Below are 19258 nucleotides of genomic sequence, written 5' to 3'. Positions count from 1 at the left end.
GGGATGGGTCCTCTCGTGCAAGGGGTGAAGGGGGGCGGGGCTGGGGCGGACGGGCTGCGTCAGAGCTTTCCGCCCCGTCCGCCCTCGCGCCGGGCGGGTGCGATGAGCGTCGACAGATAGGGCAGGGGCGTGTCGTCGAGCTCGGCGGCCCGGCGTACGGACTCCTCCGGCAGGCCGAGCGCCGACCCCCACACGGCGTCGCCGAGCCGCCCGGTCTCGCGCAGCGCCTCGGCGACCTCGTGCGCCTGCCGCCCGAACTTGTAGGCGACCACGGTCCCGGGTCCGGCCAGCGCGTCCTTGAGCACGGCCGACCCGGCGGTGACGGGCACGAGCGTGAGCGGCTCGGTGCCCTCGGTCAGCACGGCCCCCGACCGGGCGGCGAGGTCCTGCATGGCGGTGATCCCGGGCACCGTCTCGACGACGGTCCCCGGCACGAGCTCGGCGATGGTCTGTGCGAGGTAGGTGAACGTCGAGTACACGTTGGGGTCGCCGATGGTCGCGAAGGCCACCGAGGCGTGCCGCCGCAGCAGTTCGGCGACCCGCTCGCCGGCCGCGTCCCAGGCCGCCTCGCGCCGGGCCCGGTCGCTGCGCTCGTTCAGCGCGAACACGACCCGGACGACCTTCTCCTCGGGCACGTAGTGCAACACGGTCGCCTCGGCCCGGCCGCGCTCCCCGCCGTCCTTTCCGTCGGGCGCGGCCATCACGGGCACCACCACGACCTCGGCCTCCCGCAGGGCGTTGACGCCCTTGACGGTCACCAGCTCCGGATCCCCGGGCCCGACCCCGACTCCGACCAGCCTGCTGCTCATGACGTCCGGCACCTCTCCACGAACCGACGGGCGACACCGGGCTCGGACGCCCAGTGCGTGTGCAGATAGCTCGCGTGCACACCGCGCTGTACAAAACCTTCGACCCGCGGCCGGGGCCCACGGACCCCCCAGGCGGGCTCCGCCCCCGAGCCGGGCTCCACGGCGGTCCGGTGGAACTCGTGCCCCCGCATCCGTGTCCCGGCCGCCGCGAGCACACTGTCGCCCACGGCCACGGCGTCCCGGTAGCCCAGCGTGAGCCGCTCGGTCATCCGCGCCCCGGCGTCCAGCACCCCGCACATCGGCAGCCCGTCCAGCTCCCGGCACAGATACAGCAGCCCGGCACACTCGGCGGCGACGGGAGCACCGCTTCCCGCCAGCTCGGCGACGGCCTTGCGCAGGGGTTCGTTGGCGGACAGCTCCGAGGCGTACACCTCGGGGAACCCGCCCCCGATCACCAACCCGGCGGTCCCGCCGGGCAGTTCCTCGTCCCGCAGGGGGTCGAAGGTGACGACGTCGGCCCCGGCGGCGGCGAGAAGTTCGGTGTGTTCGGCGTAGGAGAAGGTGAAGGCGGGCCCACCGGCGACGGCGACGACGGGCGCGCGCTGCTCGTCCGCTTCATCCGACCGTGTCGGGTGGTGGGCGGGCGAGGCGGGGGTCCAGGGGGCGGAGCCCCCTGGTACGGCACCGGCAGCACGTGCCAGCGCCTCCAACGCCCCCAGGTCACAACCGTCCACGACCTGCGCGGCCATCGCAGCAACCGCCTCGACCGCCGCACCCTGCCGTTCGGCCACAGGAACCAGACCGAGATGCCGAGAGGGCGTGGACACCTGCGCAGCCCGCCGCAAGGCGCCCAGCACCGGCACCCCGGCCTGATCCAACGCCTCCCGCAACAGCTCCTCGTGCCGGTCCGAGGCGACCTTGTTGAGGATCACGCCCCCGACCCGCACCTGGGGGTCCCACGAGGCGAACCCGTGCACCAGCGCCGCCACCGACCGGGACTGCGACGACGCGTCCACGACCAGCACCACCGGCGCCCCGAGCAGCTTCGCGACATGAGCCGTGGAGGCGAGTTCCCCCTCGCCCGCGGCCCCGTCGTACAGCCCCATCACACCCTCGACGACGGCGATGTCACACCCTTGGGCCCCGTGCAGGAACAGCGGCCCGACCAGCTCGGGCCCGCACAGGTACGCGTCGAGGTTCCGTCCCACCCGCCCGGTCGCGAGCGCGTGGTACCCGGGGTCGATGTAGTCCGGCCCGACCTTGTGCGGGGACACGGCGAGCCCCCGCGCGGCGAACGCGGCCATCAGCCCCGTGGCGACGGTGGTCTTGCCGCTGCCCGAGGAGGGCGCGGCGATGACCAGCCGTGGGACGGAAGCACTCACCACTCGATGCCCCTCTGGCCCTTCTGCCCCGCGTCCATCGGATGCTTGACCTTGGACATGTCGGTCACGAGGTCGGCGAAGTCCACGAGCTTCCCGGGCGCGTTCCGCCCGGTGATGACGACGTGCTGGGTCCCGGGCCGGTCCCGCAGCACGGAGATCACCTCGTCCGTGTCCACCCAGCCCCAGTGCATCGGGTAGGCGAACTCGTCGAGCACGTACAGCTTGTACGTCTCGGCGGCCAGGTCCCGCTTGACCTGCTCCCAGCCCTCCCGGGCCTTCTCCTCGTTGGTCGAGTTGTCACCCTGGATGTCGCGCTGCACCCAGGACCAGCCCTCGCCCATCTTGTGCCAGTCGACGGACCCGCCCTCGCCCGAGGCGCCGAGCACCCGCAGCGCGTTCTCCTCGCCGACCTTCCACTTCGCCGACTTGACGAACTGGAACACCCCGATCGGCCACCCCTGGTTCCAGGCCCGCAGCGCGAGCCCGAAGGCGGCGGTGGACTTGCCCTTGCCGACGCCCGTGTGGACGACGACCAGCGGCCGGTTCCGGCGCTGGCGGGTCGTCAGTCCGTCGTCCGGCACCACACTCGGCTGTCCCTGCGGCATTACGCGGCCCTCCTCTGCACGTCCTTCACGAGCCCGGCGATGCTGTCCGCCCGCAGCTCGTCCAATGTCACGGCGGTGCCGCCCAGTTCACCCGCGAGCTGCCCGGCGAGCCCCAGCCGCACCGGTCCGGACTCGCAGTCCACGACGACCGAGGCGAGACCGTCGGCCGCGAACAGCCGCGCCGCGCGCCCGGCCAGAGCGACCGGCTCGGGGCCGCCGGTGGCGCGCCCGTCCGTCACCAGCACGACCAGCGGCCGCCGCGCGGGATCGCGCAGCCGCTCCACGCGCAGCACGTCGTGCGCCCGCAGCAGCCCCGCGGCGAGCGGCGTACGCCCGCCCGTCGGCAGCGTCTCCAGCCGGGCCGCCGCCGCGTCCACCGACGAGGTCGGCGGCAGCGCCACCTCCGCGTCCGTGCCGCGGAAGGTCACCAGGCCCACCTTGTCGCGCCGCTGGTAGGCGTCGAGCAGCAGCGACAGCACGGCGCCCTTCACGGCGCTCATCCGCTGCCGTGCCGCCATCGACCCGGAGGCGTCCACGACGAACAGCACGAGATTGCCCTCGCGCCCCTCGCGGGTGGCCTGCCGCAGATCGTCCCGGCGCACCACCAGGCCCGGCCCGGACCGGCCGCGCGCCCGCTGGTGCGGGGCCGCCGCCTGCACGGTCGCCGCCAGGTGCAGCTTGGTGAGCGCGCCCCGGGGCCGGCGGGCCCCGGTCGTCCGCCCGTGCTCGGTCCGCGCCCGCGAGCGCCGCCCGGCGGCACCCTCGCCGATCCCGGGCACGCTCAGCACCTTGGTGCGAAACGGCTCGGAGGCGCGTGCGGGCGACTGCTCGCCGGCGCCCGACGGCTGCGGCTGCCCGCCCTCGCCGGCCTCGGGCCGGGCCGCGGTGTCGCCGTCGCCCTGGGGCGCGTCGTCGGGTTCCGGCTGTCCGCCGCCCCCGCCGGGCCCGTCCGGCCCCGGGTCAGGGTCGGGATCGTCGTCGTCCGAGCCGCCGAACTCCTCCAGGGTCTCGTCGAGCTTGTCCTCGTCGAGCCCCGGCGCGTCGAAGGGGTTGCGCCGCCGCCGGTGCGGCAGCGCGAGCAGCGCCGCCTGCCGGACGTCCTCGGCGAGCACGTCCGTGCGCCCGGCCCAGGCCGCCAGCGCGGTGGCGGTCCGCGCCATCACGATGTCGGCGCGCATACCGTCCACCTCGAAGGCCGCGCAGGTCGCCGCGATCTGCCGCAGCGCCCCGTCGCCCAGCCGCACGGACGGCAGCAGCTCCCGGGCGGCGACGATCCGCGCCCGTACGGCGGCCTCCTCCTCGGCCCAGCGCGCGGCGAACGCGGCCGGGTCGTCGTCGTAGGCCAGGCGCCGCCTGACGACCTCCACCCGCTGGTCGGGCTCCCGCGAGGCCGCGACCTCCACGGTCAGCCCGAACCGGTCGAGCAACTGCGGCCGCAGCTCGCCCTCTTCGGGGTTCATGGTGCCGACGAGCAGGAACCGCGCGGCGTGCCGCACGGAGACGCCCTCGCGCTCGACGTACGAGGCGCCCATCGCGGCCGCGTCCAGCAGCAGATCGACCAGGTGGTCGTGGAGGAGGTTGACCTCGTCGACGTAGAGGATCCCGCGGTGCGCGTCGGCCAGCAGGCCCGGCTCGAAGGCCTTCACGCCCTCGGAGAGCGCCCGCTCGATGTCCAGTGCGCCGACCAGCCGGTCCTCAGAGGCGCCGACGGGCAGTTCGACCATGCGCGCCGCCCGGGTCTCGAACGCCCCCGGCTCGTGCGGCCCGTCCGGGCAGCCGGGGTCGGGGGAGCCGGGGTCGCAGGAGAAGCGGCAGCCGGAGACGACGTCCAGCGTCGGCATGAGCGCCGACAGCGCCCGCACCGCCGTCGACTTGGCCGTGCCCTTCTCGCCGCGCACCAGCACACCGCCGACCGCCGGGGACACCGCGTTCAGCAGCAGCGCGAGCCGCAGGTCGTCCTGGCCGACGACGGCCGTGAACGGAAAGGGGGTGGTCACTTCTCGTCGCCCTCCAGGTCGCCTTCGAGTTCCAGATAGGTGGCGCGCAGCCGCTCCAGCGTGTCCGCGTCCGGCTCGGCCCACAGGCCGCGGTCGGCGGCCTCCAGCAGCCGCTCGGTGATGCCGCGCAGCGCCCAGGGGTTGGACTTCTTCATGAAGTCCCGGTTCTCCGGGTCGAAGACGTACTCGGCGCTGAGCTTCTCGTACATCCAGTCGTCCACGACCCCGGCCGTGGCGTCGTACCCGAACAGGTAGTCCACGGTCGCCGCCATCTCGAAGGCGCCCTTGTAGCCGTGCCGCCGCATGGCCGCCATCCAGCGCGGGTTGACCACACGGGCGCGGAAGACGCGGTGCGTCTCCTCGCCGAGCGTGCGCGTCTTCACCTGATCCGGGGTGGCCGAGTCGCCGACGTACGCCTCGGGGCTCTCGCCCGTCAGGTGCCGCACCATGGCGACCATGCCGCCGTGGTACTGGAAGTAGTCGTCGGCGTCGACCAGGTCGTGCTCACGGGTGTCGACGTTCTTCGCGGCGACGGCGATCCGCTTGAACGCCGTCTCCATGTCCCCGCGCGCGGCCCGCCCGTCGAGGCCCCGCCCGTAGGCGTAGCCGCCCCACACCGCGTACACCTCGGCGAGGTCCGCGTCGGAGCGCCAGTTGCGGGCGTCGATCAGCGGCAGCAGACCGGCCCCGTAGGCCCCCGGCTTGGAGCCGAAGATGCGGGCCGTGGCCCGGCGGCGGTCGCCGTGCTCGGCGGTGTCCTGGTCGGCGTGGGCCCGGACGTAGTTGGACTCCGCCGGCTCGTCCAGCTCGGCCACCGCGCGCACCGCGTCGTCGATCAGCCCCACGACGTGCGGGAACGCGTCCCGGAAGAAGCCCGAGATGCGGACCGTCACGTCGATGCGCGGCCGGCCGAGCTCCGCCAGGGGGACCACCTCGAACCCGGTCACGCGCCGCGAGGCGTCGTCCCACACCGGCCGGCAGCCCAGCAGCGCCAGGATCTCGGCGATGTCGTCGCCCTGGGTGCGCATCGCCGAGGTGCCCCACACCGTCAGGCCGACGGACGTCGGGTACTCGCCGGTGTCCTGCAGGTACCGCTGCACCAGCGAGTCCGCGAGTGACTGCCCGACCTCCCAGCTCAGCCGGGACGGGATGGCCTTGGGGTCGACGGAGTAGAAGTTCCGGCCCGTCGGCAGGACGTTGACCAGCCCGCGGGTCGGCGAACCGGACGGGCCGGCCGGGACGTAACCGCCCCGCAGCGCCCGCAGGATGTGCCCGATCTCGTCGGTGGTCTTCTCCAGCCGGGGCACGACCTCGGTGCAGGCGAACTCCAGCACGGCGACCGCGTCGGGGAGTTCGGTGCCGAGGACCTCCCGGACCAGCGGCGCGCTCTCCGCGACCGCCCAGCCGCGCTCCTCCATGCCCTCCGCGATCCGCCGGCACAGCTGCTCCAGCAGGTCGATCGCGTCGGCGGCACTGCGGGCCGGGCCGTCCACCAGGTCCGTCAGCTCGACGGGCACCTTCACCGGAGCGCCCGGCTCGGCCAGCAGCTCCTTCTCCACCAGCCCGAAGTGCAGCGCCAGCGACGCCCTGAGCCCGGGCAGCGCGTTGGCCTGACCGCCCCACACCTGCGAGGCGCGCAGCACGGCCAGCACGAGGTTGACGCGCGGCTCACCGACCGGACCGCCGCCCAGGATGTGCAGTCCGTCCCGGATCTGCACGTCCTTGATCTCGCACAGATAACCGTCGATGTGCATGACGAACTCGTCGAACTCCGCGTCGTCCGGCTGCTCGTCGACATGCAGGTCGTGGTGGAGCTCGGCCGCCTTCACCAGCGTCCAGATCTGGGCGCGCACGGTCGGGGCCTTCGCCGGGTCCAGGTCGGAGACGAGGGCGTACTCGTCGAGGAGCTGCTCCAGCTTGGCCAGGTCGCCGTAGGTGTCGGCGCGGGCCATCGGCGGCACGAGGTGGTCGACGACCGTGGCGTGCCCGCGCCGCTTGGCCTGCGTGCCCTCACCCGGGTCGTTGACGATGAACGGGTAGATCAGCGGCAGGTCCCCGAGGACCGCGTCCGGGGCGCAGCCCCCGCTGAGCCCGAGGCCCTTGCCGGGCAGCCACTCCATGGTGCCGTGCTTGCCCATGTGGACGACGGCGTCGGCGCCGAAACTGTTCTCCAGCCACCGGTAGGCCGCCATGTAGTGGTGCGACGGCGGCATGTCCGGGTCGTGGTAGATCGCGATCGGGTTCTCGCCGAAGCCGCGGGGCGGCTGGATCATCACGACGACGTTCCCGAACTGCAGGGACGCCAGGACGATGTCGTCGCCGTCGACGTAGAGACTGCCCGGCGGCTCGCCCCACGCCTCGGTCATGGCGTCCTTGAGCTCCGGGTCGAGCTTCTCGAACCACGCCCGGTAGTCGGCCAGCGGCACCCGTGCGGGCGCGGCGGCCAGCTGCTCCTCCGTCAGCCACTCCACGTCGTGCCCACCGGCGTTGATGAGCCGGTGGATCAGCTCGTCACCCTCGTCCGGATGCCCCTCGACGACGTACCCGGCGTCCCGCAGCGCGTCCAGCACCCGCACCGCCGAGGCCGGGGTGTCGAGCCCGACCGCGTTGCCGACCCGCGAGTGCTTGGTCGGGTAGGCGGTGAAGACCAGCGCGAGCCTCTTCTCGGCGTTCTCCTTGTGCCGCAGCCGCGCGTGCCGTACGGCGATGCCGGCGACGCGTCCCGCACGCTCCGGGTCGGCGACGTAGACGGGCACGTCGGCCTTGTCGTCGTCGACCCGCTCCTTGAAGGAGAACGGCACGGTGATCAGCCGCCCGTCGAACTCCGGGATGGCCACCTGCATCGCGGCGTCCATGGGGGAGAGGGCGGCGTCCGAGTCCGCCCAGGCCTGCCGCGAGGACGTCAGGCACAGGCCCTGGAGCACGGGGATGTCCAGCTCGGCGAGGGCGCCGATGTCCCAGGCCTCCTCGTCGCCGCCCGCCGAGGCCTGCGAGGCGTGCGTGCCGCCCGCGGCGAGGACGGTGGCGACCAGGGCGTCCGCCTGGCCGAGGATCTCGTACAGGCCCGCGTCCGCCCCGCGCAGCGAACCGCAGTACACGGGCAGCGCGTTGGCGCCCCGCGCCTCGATCGCGTCGCACAGGGTGTCCACGAATCCGGTGTTGCCGCTCAGCTCGTGCGCCCGGTAGAAGAGCACGCCGACGGTCGGACGGCCCGGCACGAGCTCCCGCTCGCCGTGGACGCCGTACTCCGGCATCTTCCGCGGCTCGTCGAACCCCTCGCCCGTCAGCAGCACGGTGTCCGAGAGGAACCGGGCGAGTTCGGTGAGGTTGTCCGGGCCGCCCTCCACGAGGTACTTCAGCGCCTCGGCCACGACACCGGCCGGGACGGACGACTCGGCCATCAGCTCCGCGTCCGGCACGGCCTCGCCGCCGAGCAGCACGGTGGGGACGCCGGAGGCCTTCAGCGCGGCGAGCCCGTCCTCCCAGGCCCGCTTGCCGCCGAGCAGCCGGACGACGGCGACGGACGCCCCGTCCAGCAGGGCGGGCAGCTCCTCCCGGACGTCCACGCGGGTCGGGTTGCCGATCCGGTAGTCGGCACCGGAGGCGGCCCGGGCCGCCAGCAGGTCCGTGTCGGCGGTCGACAACAACAACACTGTGCTCATGCGGGTGCTCCCGGTGGAATGAAGGGCAGTCCTTGCGGCGCGCCGGACTCGATGAGCCGCCACAGCGCGTCGGTGTCCGCGTGCTGTTCGATCAGGTCGCCGAGCCGGTCGAGCTGCTCCTCGCGCAGCGCGGCGAACGAGGTGTCCGGCGCGGGCACGAAGCGGCGGCCCGCGGCGGCCGCCACCTCGCGCAGAAAGGCCCGCCGGAAGCCGTCCGACTCCAGTGAGCCGTGCCAGTGCGTGCCCCAGGTCTGGCCGACCCGGCAGCCGTCCAGGAAGGCGGCGCCTCCCTGGACGTCGGCGACCCCGTGGTGGATCTCGTATCCCTCGACACGTTCCCCGAGGGCCTCGCCCTGCGGCCGGGTGAGGGTCTTCTCGCGGGCGAACCGCACCCGCACGGGCAGGATCCCGAGCCCGTCGACGTGCCCTCGGCGGCTCTCGACGTCGTCCTCGATGTGCTCGCCGAGGATCTGGAAGCCGCCGCAGATACCGAGGACGGGCCGCCCCTCGGCGGCCCGGCGGGCCAGGGCCTCGGCGAGCCCCCGTTCCCGCAGCCACTCCAGCGCCCGTACCGTCCCGCGGGTGCCGGGCACGATGACGAGGTCGGCGTCGGACAGTTCCTCCGGCCGGTCCACGAACCGCACCACGACGCCCGGTTCGGCGGCCAGCGCGTCCACGTCCGTGAAGTTGGACATCAGTGGCACGGCGCAGACCGCGACGCGCAGCACGTCCTCTCCGACGGGCGGGGCGACGACGGACTCCCGCACGGTCCCGCGCAGGGAGACTCTGAGCCCGTCCTCCTCGTCGATCCCGAGCCCGTGCCGGAACGGCAGCACGCCGTACGTCTTCCGCCCCGTGAGCCCGTGCAGCATGTCCAGGCCCGGCTCCAGAAGGGAGACGTCACCGCGGAACTTGTTGACGAGGAACCCGGCGACACAGGCCTGGTCCTCGGGCGACAGCAGTGCCACCGTCCCGAAGAACGAGGCGAACACACCGCCCCGGTCGATGTCGCCGACGACGAGCACGGGCAGCCCGGCGTTCCGGGCGATCCCCATGTTCACGATGTCCGTCCGCCGCAGATTGATCTCGGCGGGAGAACCGGCCCCCTCACAGATCACCGCGTCATACGTGCCCCGCAACTGCTCCAGGCAGTCCAGCACCGTCCCCAGCAGCCGCTGTTGCCGGCCGCCGTGGTAGCCGCGCGCACTCATCTCCCCGACCGGCTTGCCCAGCAGCACGACCTGACTGCTCTGCTCGCCACCGGGCTTGAGCAGCACCGGGTTCATCAGCGCGGTCGGCTCGACCCGGCAGGCCTGCGCCTGCATGGCCTGAGCCCGCCCGATCTCGGCCCCCTCCGTGGTCACGAAGGAGTTCAGGGACATGTTCTGCGCCTTGAAGGGCGCGACCTTGACGCCCTGCCGCACCAGCCACCGGCAGATCCCGGCGGTCACGACGCTCTTGCCGGCGTCGGAGGTGGTTCCGGCGACGAGAAGCCCACCGCTCATGTCAATTCCCCCTCTTCAGCGACCGCGCACCCTTGAGCGACTGCGCACTCTTGAGCAACCGCGCTCCGGCGCACACCCCGAGCGCGAGCCAGGTGACGCGCTTCGACAGCCGCACGGCCCGTTCGACGTCGTGCGTGCCGACGGCCCGCCCCTGCGTGTTCAGCACGGGCCGATGCTCCACCCGCCCGCCGTACGAGAGCGTCCCGCCCAGCCGCACCCCGAGCGCCCCCGCGAACGAGGCCTCCACGGGCCCGGCGTTGGGACTCGGATGCTTCGCCGCGTCGGCCCGCCATGCCCGCACGGCCCCCCGCGGGTCCGGACCGGCCAGGGTGGCGAGCACGGCGGTCAGCCGCGCTCCCGGCCACCCGGCGAGGTCGTCCAGCCGCGCGGAAGCCCACCCGTACCGGCGGTACCGGGCCGACTTGTGCCCGACCATGGCGTCCAGGGTGTTGACGGCCCGGAACCCGAGCAGCCCCGGCACTCCGCCGACGGCCCCCCACACCAGCGCTCCCACGACGGCGTCGGAGGTGTTCTCGGCGACCGACTCGACCACGGCCCGGGCCATGCCGTCGGCGTCCAGGGCCTGCGGGTCCCGCCCGCACAGATGCGGCAGCCGGGCCCGGGCCGCCTCGACGTCCCCGGCCTCCAGGGCACGCCCGATGGTCCGTGCCTCCCGGGCCAGCGACGTGCCCCCGACGACGGCCCAGGTGGCGGCTGCGGTCAGCGCGACGGAGGCGACGGCGGACGGCCGCACGGCACGCGCGGCGACGGACCCGAGGGCGACGGCCCCGCCGGCACACACGGCGGTGTGCAGCGCGCCCCACCCGCGGTGGTCCCGCCACAACACCCGTTCCACGGCACTCGCGGCCCGCCCGAACGCGGCGACCGGATGCCCCCGGCGAGGATCACCGAGCAGCAGGTCACCGATCAGACCGGCGGCGGCGCCGTACGCGAAGACGCGACCGGCACCCATGGGCTCAGCCGGCCAGGAGGGCGGGCAGGGGTGGGGTGTTGAACCTCGATCGGCAGCCGCGCATGGCGATATGTGTCCTCACTCAGGGTGTCCACGCCCTGGTTCGACGAGACCGGCGGTGAGAGTTCCTGGCTCCCGGGGATTGCTACCCCGGTGACAGTGGCGGGACCGCGCCGGACTCGCACCGGCTTCCTCTCCTGCCGCCGTACTGGCCCCGGCAGTCCACCATGGCCGGGAACCGCCGTCAACTTGCCGTTGACCTGCGGGGGGAGAGTGTGGAGAACCCCACACCGCCCCTGCCTCCACACGACGACCGGGCGGCACAGGAGCGAAGTCCCGTGCCGCCCGGCGGACACGACGTGCGGTCGGTCGGGCCCTCAGGCCACGATCAGATAGATCCCGTACCCCACGGCCGCCGCACACGCCGCGAAGCACGCGTACGCGCCGGTGACCGCGAGTCCCGCGGACCCGCCCTGCGCCACTGCCCGTTCGCGGCGCGACAGGCCGGTGATGCCGAGGGTGAACAGGCCGACGAGGGCCACGGTGACCACGAGGCTGACGCCGAAGACGGAGCCGAGGGCCGCCCAGTCGATCTTCATATCGGAGACTCTTCCTTGTAACCGGTGGCCGGTCAGACCGTGGTGGGCGTGGTCGGCGTGCGCTCGGCGGTGGCCTGCGACGGGAACGAGGGGACCGGGTCCTCCGAGGCCGAGGCCGAGGCCGTGGCCGTGGCCGTGCCGGCCGCCGGGGGCGGCGTGACCGCTGCGATCGCCGTGGTCACCACACCGGCCGGCTCCGCGTCCGCGGTGTCCTCGGTGTCGTTGACGTTGGTGTGGTCGACGACCTCACGCCGCGACAGCTTCCAGATCGCCGCGCTGGAGGCAATGAGGAAGACGGCCACCACCGCGGTGCCCCAGCTGCCGAAGCCGGTGACGTACTCGGCGAGAGCACCCACCAGGGCCGCCGCCGGGAGCGTCAGACCCCAGGCGACGAACATCCGCGTCGCGGTGGACCAGCGGACCACGCCGCCCTTGCGGCCGAGCCCGGCACCCATCACCGAACCGGACACGGAGTGCGTCGTGGAGAGGGAGAAACCGATGTGCGAGGAGGCCAGGATGACGGTTGCCGCGGAGGTCTGGGCGGCGAAGCCCTGCTGCGGCTGGAGTTCGGTCAGTCCCTTGCCCATGGTGCGGATGATGCGCCAGCCGCCCAGGTAGGTGCCGAGCGCGATGGCGAGACCCGCCGAGAGGATGACCCACATGGGCGGGTCCGAGTCGGGCGCGACGGCCCCGCCGGCGACCAGGGCGAGGGTGATGACACCCATCGTCTTCTGCGCGTCGTTGGTGCCGTGGGCCAGCGAGACCAGGCCCGCGGAGGCGATCTGGCCGACCCGGTAGCCCTTCTTGGACGCGTTGCCGTCGGTCTTGCTGCCGAGGGAGTACGTCAGCCGTGTGGCGAGCATCGCCGCGATGCCCGCGACCAGCGGGGCGGCGATCGCCGGGATCAGCACCTTGGTGACCAGCACGTCCCCGTGCACCGCGCCGACGCCCGCCGAGGCGATCGTGGCGCCGATCAGACCGCCCATGAGGGCGTGGGAGGAGCTGGAGGGCAGACCGACCAGCCAGGTCAGCAGGTTCCAGAGGATCGCGCCGACCAGGGCGGCGAAGATGACCTCGGGACGGATGCCGGCCTCGTCGACGAGGCCTTTGGAGATCGTGTTGGCGACTTCGACGGACAGGAAGGCGCCGACCAGGTTGAGGACCGCGGACATGGCCACCGCAACCTTGGGCCGCATGGCGCCCGTGGAAATGGTCGTGGCCATCGCGTTCGCGGTGTCGTGGAAACCGTTCGTGAAATCGAACGCGAGTGCGGTTACCACCACAATCGCGAGGATCAGCGAGAAGCTTTCCATTTACCCAGGCAATCGTTCGAGGTTGTTGGCTCGATGAACGTAGGGAACCTGGGTGAACGGAAGATGAACTGGGAGGGGCGCAGGGGTGACCGCAACGGGCGGTCGGGATTCCGCCCCGGGGCGGCGTCCCGGGGCCCCGGGGACCGGCCGCCGCAGGCGAACCGATTGACCCGATCGAGCGGCCTCTCGAAGAGGTTCCGGTCACCCGGCCGGGTGACGCCTCCGTTGTGTACGAAGCCCCCGCCTTCCGCGGCGCCGCGAAGCGCCGCCTGGCAGGATCGCGGCATGGCTGAGCAGCGGGGCGACGAGCGGCGCACGGCGGACGTGCGGGGGAACGCGGCGGACGTGCAGGGGGGCGCGGCGCGTGCGGGGGAGCCGCGCCGTCGGGCCGCGCGCCCCGAGGAGTCCCGTGCCTGGGACGACCTCGTCACCACGGCCCGCCGGACGGTCGCGGACGGACTCGTCGTCGGCACGTCCGGCAACGTCTCGGTGCGCGTCGGGGACACCGTCCTGGTCACGCCGTCCGGCGTCCCCTACGACCGGCTGACGCCGGAGGACGTGACCGGCGTCGACCTCGACGGCCGGCAGGTCCTCGGCACCCTCGTCCCGACCAGCGAGCTGCCCATGCACCTCGCCGTCTACCGCACGACCGGTGCGCTGGCAGTCGTCCACACCCACGCCGTGCACGCCACGGCCGTCTCGACGCTCGTGACCGAGCTGCCGCTGATCCACTACATGGCCGCCGCGCTCGGCGGCCCCGTCCGCGTCGCCCCCTACGCCACCTACGGCAGCGACGAGTTGGCCGAGAACATGCTCCGGGCCCTCACCGACCGCTCCGGCTGCCTGCTCCGGAACCACGGCACCCTCACCCACGGCACCACCCTCGCCCAGGCCTACGACCGCACCGCCCAGCTGGAGTGGATGTGCCGCCTGTGGCTCACCGCCTCCTCGGTGCCCGGCCTGACCCCGAGCCTGCTGTCCCGGGAGCAGCTGACGGAGGTGGAGGAGCGCCTGCGCGGCTACGGCCAGCGCGGCTGAGCCTTCCGCACGACCGCCGCGGACCCACGACCCGGCCCGGCCCCACCGGCCGCCCGGGCCGCACGCCGGGACGGCGGAGATCACTCCCCGGCTCCGCCCCACTGGTCGCCCCCGCCGTCCGCCGGGACACTGGTGCCGTGCGCACTGTCAGAGCGACGGCCGCTGCCGTCACCGCCGTGATCGGGGCCGGTGCCGCCGCTGTGGCCGCCGGCCGGCTCGCCAGCGACGCCGCACTCAAGGCGCCCCCCGGCAGGCCCCTGCCCACCGAGCCCCGGCTCACCGTGCACGGCACCGCCGCCGGGCAGATCCGCCTCACCCGGGACCTCGCCGCCCTGCGCCCCGGCCGCTACGGCCTGTCCGGCGACGGCTCCCACGCCGTCGTCGGCCCCGTCGTGACCGGCACCCAGCATCCCGCCGACACCGTCGTGCGCCGCCTGGAGGGCGTCACGCACGGCACGCTGAGGTCCGGGGACAAGGTCTGGCTCACGCCGAACGTGTACGTCGGCAACCCCGGCACCGCCCTCGGACTCGAACACGCCGACGTCGACGTCCCCGGCGAACTCGGCGCCCTGCCCGCGTGGTTCGTGCCGGGCAAGCGCACCACCTGGGTGATCGCCGTGCACGGCCTGGGCACCACCCGGGAACTCGCCCTGAACGTCATGGGATTCCTGCACCGCAGCCACTTCCCGGTGCTCGCCCTCGCCTACCGCGGCGACCTGGGCGCGCCGCGCCCGCCCGACGGCCTGAACCACCTCGGCGAGACCGAGTGGCGCGACCTCGACGCGGCCATCCGCTACGCCGTGCGCTACGGGGCCCGGCAGGTCGTGCTGCACGGCTGGTCCACCGGCGCCACCATGGCCCTGAGGGCCGCCGCGCACTCGGGGCTGCGCGACCGCGTCTGCGGGCTCGTGCTGGACTCCCCGGTGCTCGACTGGGAGACCACCCTGCGCGCCCTCGCCTCGGCCCGCCGCACCCCGGGCGCGCTGCTGCCCCTCGCCGTCCGTGCCGCCCAGGGCCGCACCGGTCTGACCGGCGACCGCGGCGCGGGCACGGTCCCGGCCGGCGGACTGCGTGTCCCGGCGCTCGTGCTCCACGGACCGGACGACACCGTCGCCCCCTGGCAGCCGTCGCGCCGGCTCGCCGAGGCCCGCCCCGACCTGGTCGCCCTCCGCACCGTCGCCGACGCCCCCCACGGCGCCATGTGGAACGCCGACCCGGACGGCTACGAGGAGGCGCTCCGGCGCTTCCTGACGCCCCTTGTGTGACGCCTCCGGGGGACACCCGCCGACGCGCCCCCTCCGGCGCACTGGCACCCACCCCGCGTTCACGCCCCCTTCGTCCCGTCGCAACCACCCCTCAACCACCTCTTCCGCCGCTCCCCGCGGACCGGTCGCCACGATTCCGTTTAGCGTCGTACCACTGGCCGGTTCCCGGCCTACGACCACTCCCGGGAGCCGGTGCGTTGGCCATCCCCGTCGCCCGCCGTGACATTCCGTTTGGGTTTTCGGACCGTCAACCGGAAGACTGCCCCCGTGACGTCCCGTATCCCGCGCGACTCCAGGCTCCGACTCGTCCGCCCGCGACCCCTGGCCGCCGCCCCTCCAGCGATGAACCAGCGGCGCTCGCGCCGCCCCGCGCCGCGCCCCCCGGAGGGCACCCCGGCACCGGCGGAGCTGGCCAGAATGGCTCGCTCAGGTCTTGCCGACGCGGCCCGCGTCGCCCGCTGGGCGGACGCGGCGCTCGGCCCCGGCCGGGACAGCGCCACCGACGACGGCAAGGCCACCCTCTCCGAGGCGACCGCCGAACGGGCCGCCCGCGATCTGGGCCTGACCCCGGCTCAGGTCAGAGCCGACTGGGACACCGCCCGCCTCGCCGGCCTCGTCGAGGTGCACGGTGACAGCGCCCGCCCCGGCTGGCGGCTGCGCGCCTGGGACCGCGACGACAGCGCCGTGCTGCGCGGCTGGGTCGCGCTCTTCGACGCCTGGTCGCTCGCCCACCCGGAGCCCGCGGAGCACGAGCCCGCCGCCGTCGCCGAGGTCGTCTCGGCCATGCCGCAGGCGCTCTCCTTCCTCCAGTTGTCCGCCGGGCCCGTCCCCATGGAGCAGCTCCTCGACCTCCTGGAGCAGCGCGTCACCGAGCTGCGGACCGCCCGCTGCGAGATCCCCTACGGCCCCCAGCCCGAGCCGCCGGCCGAACCGGAGCCCACCGACGCCCCGCTCGCGCCGCTGCTCGACTGGGCCCTGCGTGCCCTCGCCTCCGTCGGCGCCCTCACCTACGGCGACGGCCAGGCCACCCTCACCCCGCTCGGCAACTGGGCCGTCTGGGTCAAGCTGGAGCAGATCTGCGTCGCCGCGCAGAGCCCCGCCGGGAACATCGAGCAGGCCGCCGACGACATGCTCCGCGGCTGCGCCCAGCTCCGCCCGAACGCGGCCCGCGCCGAGTACCGCGCCTGGCTCGCCGCCCGCCCGGTCAAAAGCGCCGTCACCGAACTCCTCGGTGCCGCCCGGGGTGAGGACGCCCTGCTGCGCGGCCTCGCCTTCGAGGCGCTGCGCGTGGTCGGCGCCCCCGCCGAGCCGGACGTCCGCGGCGTGCTCGACGAGCCCACGCTCAGGCCGTACGCGCTGCTGTGGCTGGCCGAGCACGACGGCGCCGACCCCGAGGACGCCCACGAGGTCCTCACCCGCGAGGAGGCGACCTGGCTGTGGGTGGACACCGCCGCCGCCGTCGCCGACCACGGTGAGGCCCCGCTGCTGGTGCGCCACCTGGAGTCGGCGGTGCAGCCGACCATCCCGAGGCTCCTTGACGAGGTACGCGCCGTGGGGCACCCGCGCACCGTGCAGGTGCTGGTCGCCCTCGCCGCCGCACACCCCGACCCGGCCCTGGCCAAGGCGGTCCGCCGGGCCGCCTTCCAGGTGCACACCGGCGGCAACTAGGGCCCGCCGGGCCTGGGCGTCAGCCCGTCGTGATCTCCGGCGCGTACGTCCCGAAGCTCCAGACGTTGCCCTCGAGGTCCCGGGCCATGTAGTCCCGCGAGCCGTAGTCCTGGTCCGTCGGGGGCATCACCACCTCCACGCCGTGCTCCACGGCGTGGCGGTGGTGCCCGTCCACGTCGTCCACCACCACGTACACCCCCGTGGTGCCCGCGTTCTTCATGGCGGTGTCGAACAGGCCGCCCCGGCCCTTGGTGCCGACCATCACCGCGCCGTTGCCCTGGGCCAGCTCGGCGTGCAGCACCGAGCCGTCCTCGCCCTCGTACACCGACAGCTCCGTGAAGCCGAAGGCCTCCGTGAGCTGCCGGATCGCCGCCTTCGCGTCCGCGTACAACAGCGTCGGAAAGACGCTCGGACGTCCGCCGGACGTGCCTGCCATGGCGATCACTTCCTCGGGTCCCGGGGCCGTCCCCCTCAGTGTTCCACCGGCCACCGGCAACGGCCCCGGGTCCGGCCCGCCGGTGATCGAACACCCGCACACAGAAAAAGTGGTTGCACGCCCCCGTTAGACTGTCCCCCATGGCCATTCTCCTCGCGCATTAGACGGCGGGAACGTCCGCCCGTCGCCCGCCGCCGCCCTTCCAACGGCGCGCTACGCGCGGCACCCCCTGATTCGTCCATCCCGCCCCCGTATCCGCCCTGGAGTCTGTCCGTGATCTCCGCCTCCGGTATCGAGCTGCGCGCCGGTGCCCGCGTCCTCATCGAAAACGCCTCGTTCCGCATCGCCAAGGGCGACCGCATCGGCCTGGTCGGCCGCAACGGCGCGGGGAAGACCACCCTCACCAAGTGCCTGGCCGGCGAGGGCATCCCCGCCGGCGGCACCATCACCCGCTCCGGCGAGGTCGGCTACCTCCCGCAGGACCCCCGCACCGGCGACCTCGACATCCTCGCCCGCGACCGCGTCCTGTCCGCGCGCGGCCTGGACGTCCTGCTCCGCAAGATGCGCGACAACGAACAGCGCATCGCCAACGGCACGGGCGCCACCCGCGAGAAGGCGCTCAAGCAGTACGAGCGTCAGGAGACGGAGTTCCTCACCAAGGGCGGGTACGCCGCCGAGGCCGAGGCCGCCACCATCGCCGCCGCGCTCAACCTGCCCGACCGGGTGCTCGGCCAGCCCCTGCACACCCTCTCCGGCGGTCAGCGCCGCCGTATCGAGCTGGCCCGGATCCTCTTCTCCGACGCGGACACCCTGCTGCTCGACGAGCCCACCAACCATCTCGACGCCGACTCGATCGTCTGGCTGCGCGACTACCTGAAGACCTACCGCGGCGGCTTCATCGTGATCTCCCACGACGTCGAGCTCGTCGAAACGGTCGTCAACAAGGTGTTCTACCTCGACGCCAACCGCGCCCAGATCGACATCTACAACATGGGCTGGAAGCTCTACCAGCAGCAGCGCGAGGCCGACGAGAAGCGCCGCAAGCGCGAGCGGCAGAACGCCGAGAAGAAGGCCTCCGCGCTGCACTCGCAGGCCGACAAGATGCGCGCCAAGGCGACCAAGACCGTCGCCGCCCAGAACATGGCCCGCCGGGCGGACAAGCTGCTGGCCGGCCTTGAGGCCGAGCGGAAGTCCGACAAGGTCGCCAAGCTGCGTTTCCCCGAGCCCTCCCCGTGCGGCCGGACCCCGCTCATGGCCGAGGGCCTGTCGAAGTCCTACGGCTCGCTGGAGATCTTCACCGACGTCGACCTGGCCATCGACAAGGGCTCCCGCGTCGTCATCCTGGGCCTCAACGGCGCCGGCAAGACGACCCTGCTCCGCCTCCTCGGCGGGGCCGAGCAGCCCGACACCGGCAAGGTCATCGAGGGCCACGGCCTCAAGCTCGGCTACTACGCGCAGGAGCACGAGACCCTCGACCCGGAGCGCACGGTCCTGGAGAACATGCGCTCCGCCGCCCCCGACCTGGACCTGGTGGAGGTCCGCAAGACGCTCGGCTCGTTCCTGTTCTCCGGCGACGACGTCGACAAGCCGGCCGGTGTCCTCTCCGGCGGTGAGAAGACCCGCCTCGCCCTCGCCACCCTCGTGGTGTCCTCGGCGAACGTGCTGCTCCTCGACGAGCCGACCAACAACCTCGACCCCGCCAGCCGCGAGGAGATCCTCGGCGCGCTGCGCACCTACAAGGGCGCTGTCGTCCTCGTCACGCACGACGAGGGCGCGGTCGAGGCGCTCCAGCCGGAGCGGATCATCCTGCTGCCGGACGGCGTCGAGGACCTGTGGGGCGCCGACTACGCGGATCTCGTCGCCCTGGCCTGAGCGACACCGGCGCTTGATCGAATACGTGATCAACGGCGTATGGATCATTCGGCCTAGCGGTGATCCATCATCTGTGTGAGATCTCCTCGTACCGAGGTGTGTCCTACATCGATTTCGCGGCCGAGCCCCCGATT

The 19258-nt window shown here is 73.5% G+C and carries 14 protein-coding genes and 1 riboswitch; of the genes, 4 read left to right on the top strand and 10 right to left on the bottom strand.

All coding sequences use genetic code 11. The features are described from left to right. Positions 1-59: 59 nt before the first annotated feature. The 9 genes from cobI to ACFCXS_RS11770 form a co-directional block, all read right to left on the bottom strand. Entirely contained in the window at positions 60-809 is a 750-nt protein-coding gene (gene cobI, locus ACFCXS_RS11810) for a precorrin-2 C(20)-methyltransferase (protein ID WP_376643099.1), read from the bottom strand. Beyond that, on the bottom strand, positions 806-2191 hold the full coding sequence (locus ACFCXS_RS11805; RefSeq protein ID WP_376643098.1) for a cobyrinate a,c-diamide synthase: 1386 nt from the start codon (positions 2189-2191) through the stop codon (positions 806-808). The genes cobI and ACFCXS_RS11805 overlap by 4 nt, the downstream gene beginning before the upstream one ends. Further along, a complete protein-coding gene (cobO, locus tag ACFCXS_RS11800; RefSeq protein ID WP_376643097.1) occupies positions 2188-2796 on the bottom strand; it encodes a cob(I)yrinic acid a,c-diamide adenosyltransferase in 609 nt (202 codons plus the stop codon). Before cobO ends, ACFCXS_RS11805 begins: the two co-directional genes overlap by 4 nt. Next, the gene (locus ACFCXS_RS11795; protein WP_376643096.1) at positions 2796-4793 is read right to left on the bottom strand and encodes a putative cobaltochelatase; all 1998 of its coding nucleotides are present in this window, start codon (positions 4791-4793) and stop codon (positions 2796-2798) included. The genes cobO and ACFCXS_RS11795 overlap by 1 nt, the downstream gene beginning before the upstream one ends. Next, the gene (gene cobN / locus ACFCXS_RS11790) at positions 4790-8455 is read right to left on the bottom strand and encodes a cobaltochelatase subunit CobN (RefSeq protein ID WP_376643095.1); all 3666 of its coding nucleotides are present in this window, start codon (positions 8453-8455) and stop codon (positions 4790-4792) included. Before cobN ends, ACFCXS_RS11795 begins: the two co-directional genes overlap by 4 nt. Continuing rightward, positions 8452-9960, bottom strand: a complete 1509-nt coding sequence (locus ACFCXS_RS11785; RefSeq protein WP_376643094.1) for a cobyric acid synthase — start codon at positions 9958-9960, stop codon at positions 8452-8454. The genes cobN and ACFCXS_RS11785 overlap by 4 nt, the downstream gene beginning before the upstream one ends. Position 9961: 1 nt before the next feature. Further along, positions 9962-10933, bottom strand: a complete 972-nt coding sequence (locus tag ACFCXS_RS11780; protein ID WP_376643093.1) for a cobalamin biosynthesis protein — start codon at positions 10931-10933, stop codon at positions 9962-9964. Positions 10934-11032: 99 nt separating this feature from the next. Then, positions 11033-11191, bottom strand: a riboswitch (cobalamin riboswitch). A gap of 119 nt (positions 11192-11310) precedes the next feature. Beyond that, on the bottom strand, positions 11311-11532 hold the full coding sequence (locus ACFCXS_RS11775; RefSeq protein WP_059422310.1) for a hypothetical protein: 222 nt from the start codon (positions 11530-11532) through the stop codon (positions 11311-11313). 32 nt (positions 11533-11564) lie between these two features. Then, positions 11565-12845 (bottom strand): anion permease, encoded by a 1281-nt coding sequence (locus tag ACFCXS_RS11770; RefSeq protein WP_376643092.1) that lies wholly within the window; start codon positions 12843-12845, stop codon positions 11565-11567. A 285-nt stretch (positions 12846-13130) separates the two neighbouring features. Between ACFCXS_RS11770 and ACFCXS_RS11765 the strand changes: the two genes are divergently transcribed. The 3 genes from ACFCXS_RS11765 (at position 13131) to ACFCXS_RS11755 (ending at position 16816) form a co-directional block, all read left to right on the top strand. Further along, complete coding sequence (locus ACFCXS_RS11765) at positions 13131-13883, top strand: class II aldolase/adducin family protein (RefSeq protein WP_376643091.1); 753 nt, start codon at positions 13131-13133, stop codon at positions 13881-13883. A 137-nt stretch (positions 13884-14020) separates the two neighbouring features. Next, positions 14021-15148 (top strand): alpha/beta hydrolase family protein, encoded by a 1128-nt coding sequence (locus ACFCXS_RS11760; RefSeq protein WP_376643090.1) that lies wholly within the window; start codon positions 14021-14023, stop codon positions 15146-15148. Between the two features lie 267 nt (positions 15149-15415). Further along, positions 15416-16816, top strand: a complete 1401-nt coding sequence (locus ACFCXS_RS11755; protein ID WP_376643089.1) for a hypothetical protein — start codon at positions 15416-15418, stop codon at positions 16814-16816. Positions 16817-16835: 19 nt separating this feature from the next. Here the strand turns inward: ACFCXS_RS11755 and ACFCXS_RS11750 are convergent, their stop codons facing one another. Beyond that, the gene (locus tag ACFCXS_RS11750; protein WP_376643088.1) at positions 16836-17252 is read right to left on the bottom strand and encodes a VOC family protein; all 417 of its coding nucleotides are present in this window, start codon (positions 17250-17252) and stop codon (positions 16836-16838) included. A 273-nt stretch (positions 17253-17525) separates the two neighbouring features. Between ACFCXS_RS11750 and ACFCXS_RS11745 the strand changes: the two genes are divergently transcribed. Further along, complete coding sequence (locus tag ACFCXS_RS11745; RefSeq protein WP_376643087.1) at positions 17526-19124, top strand: ABC-F family ATP-binding cassette domain-containing protein; 1599 nt, start codon at positions 17526-17528, stop codon at positions 19122-19124. Positions 19125-19258 lie beyond the last annotated feature (134 nt).

This window comes from Streptomyces sp. NPDC056373, assembly GCF_042262425.1.
Classification (GTDB): Bacteria; Actinomycetota; Actinomycetes; order Streptomycetales; family Streptomycetaceae; genus Streptomyces.
Note: the sequence above shows the minus strand (reverse complement) of the source record. Positions and strands in the feature narration are given on the sequence as shown.

Coding starts and splice junctions, on each gene's coding strand:
- cobI (WP_376643099.1), bottom strand. CDS start 809: ATGAGCAGCAGGCTGGTCGGAGTCGGGGTCGGGCCCGGGGATCCGGAG.
- cobO (WP_376643097.1), bottom strand. CDS start 2,796: ATGCCGCAGGGACAGCCGAGTGTGGTGCCGGACGACGGACTGACGACC.
- ACFCXS_RS11770 (WP_376643092.1), bottom strand. CDS start 12,845: ATGGAAAGCTTCTCGCTGATCCTCGCGATTGTGGTGGTAACCGCACTC.
- cobN (WP_376643095.1), bottom strand. CDS start 8,455: ATGAGCACAGTGTTGTTGTTGTCGACCGCCGACACGGACCTGCTGGCG.
- ACFCXS_RS11750 (WP_376643088.1), bottom strand. CDS start 17,252: ATGGCAGGCACGTCCGGCGGACGTCCGAGCGTCTTTCCGACGCTGTTG.
- ACFCXS_RS11775 (WP_059422310.1), bottom strand. CDS start 11,532: ATGAAGATCGACTGGGCGGCCCTCGGCTCCGTCTTCGGCGTCAGCCTC.
- ACFCXS_RS11785 (WP_376643094.1), bottom strand. CDS start 9,960: ATGAGCGGTGGGCTTCTCGTCGCCGGAACCACCTCCGACGCCGGCAAG.
- ACFCXS_RS11780 (WP_376643093.1), bottom strand. CDS start 10,933: ATGGGTGCCGGTCGCGTCTTCGCGTACGGCGCCGCCGCCGGTCTGATC.
- ACFCXS_RS11765 (WP_376643091.1), top strand. CDS start 13,131: ATGGCTGAGCAGCGGGGCGACGAGCGGCGCACGGCGGACGTGCGGGGG.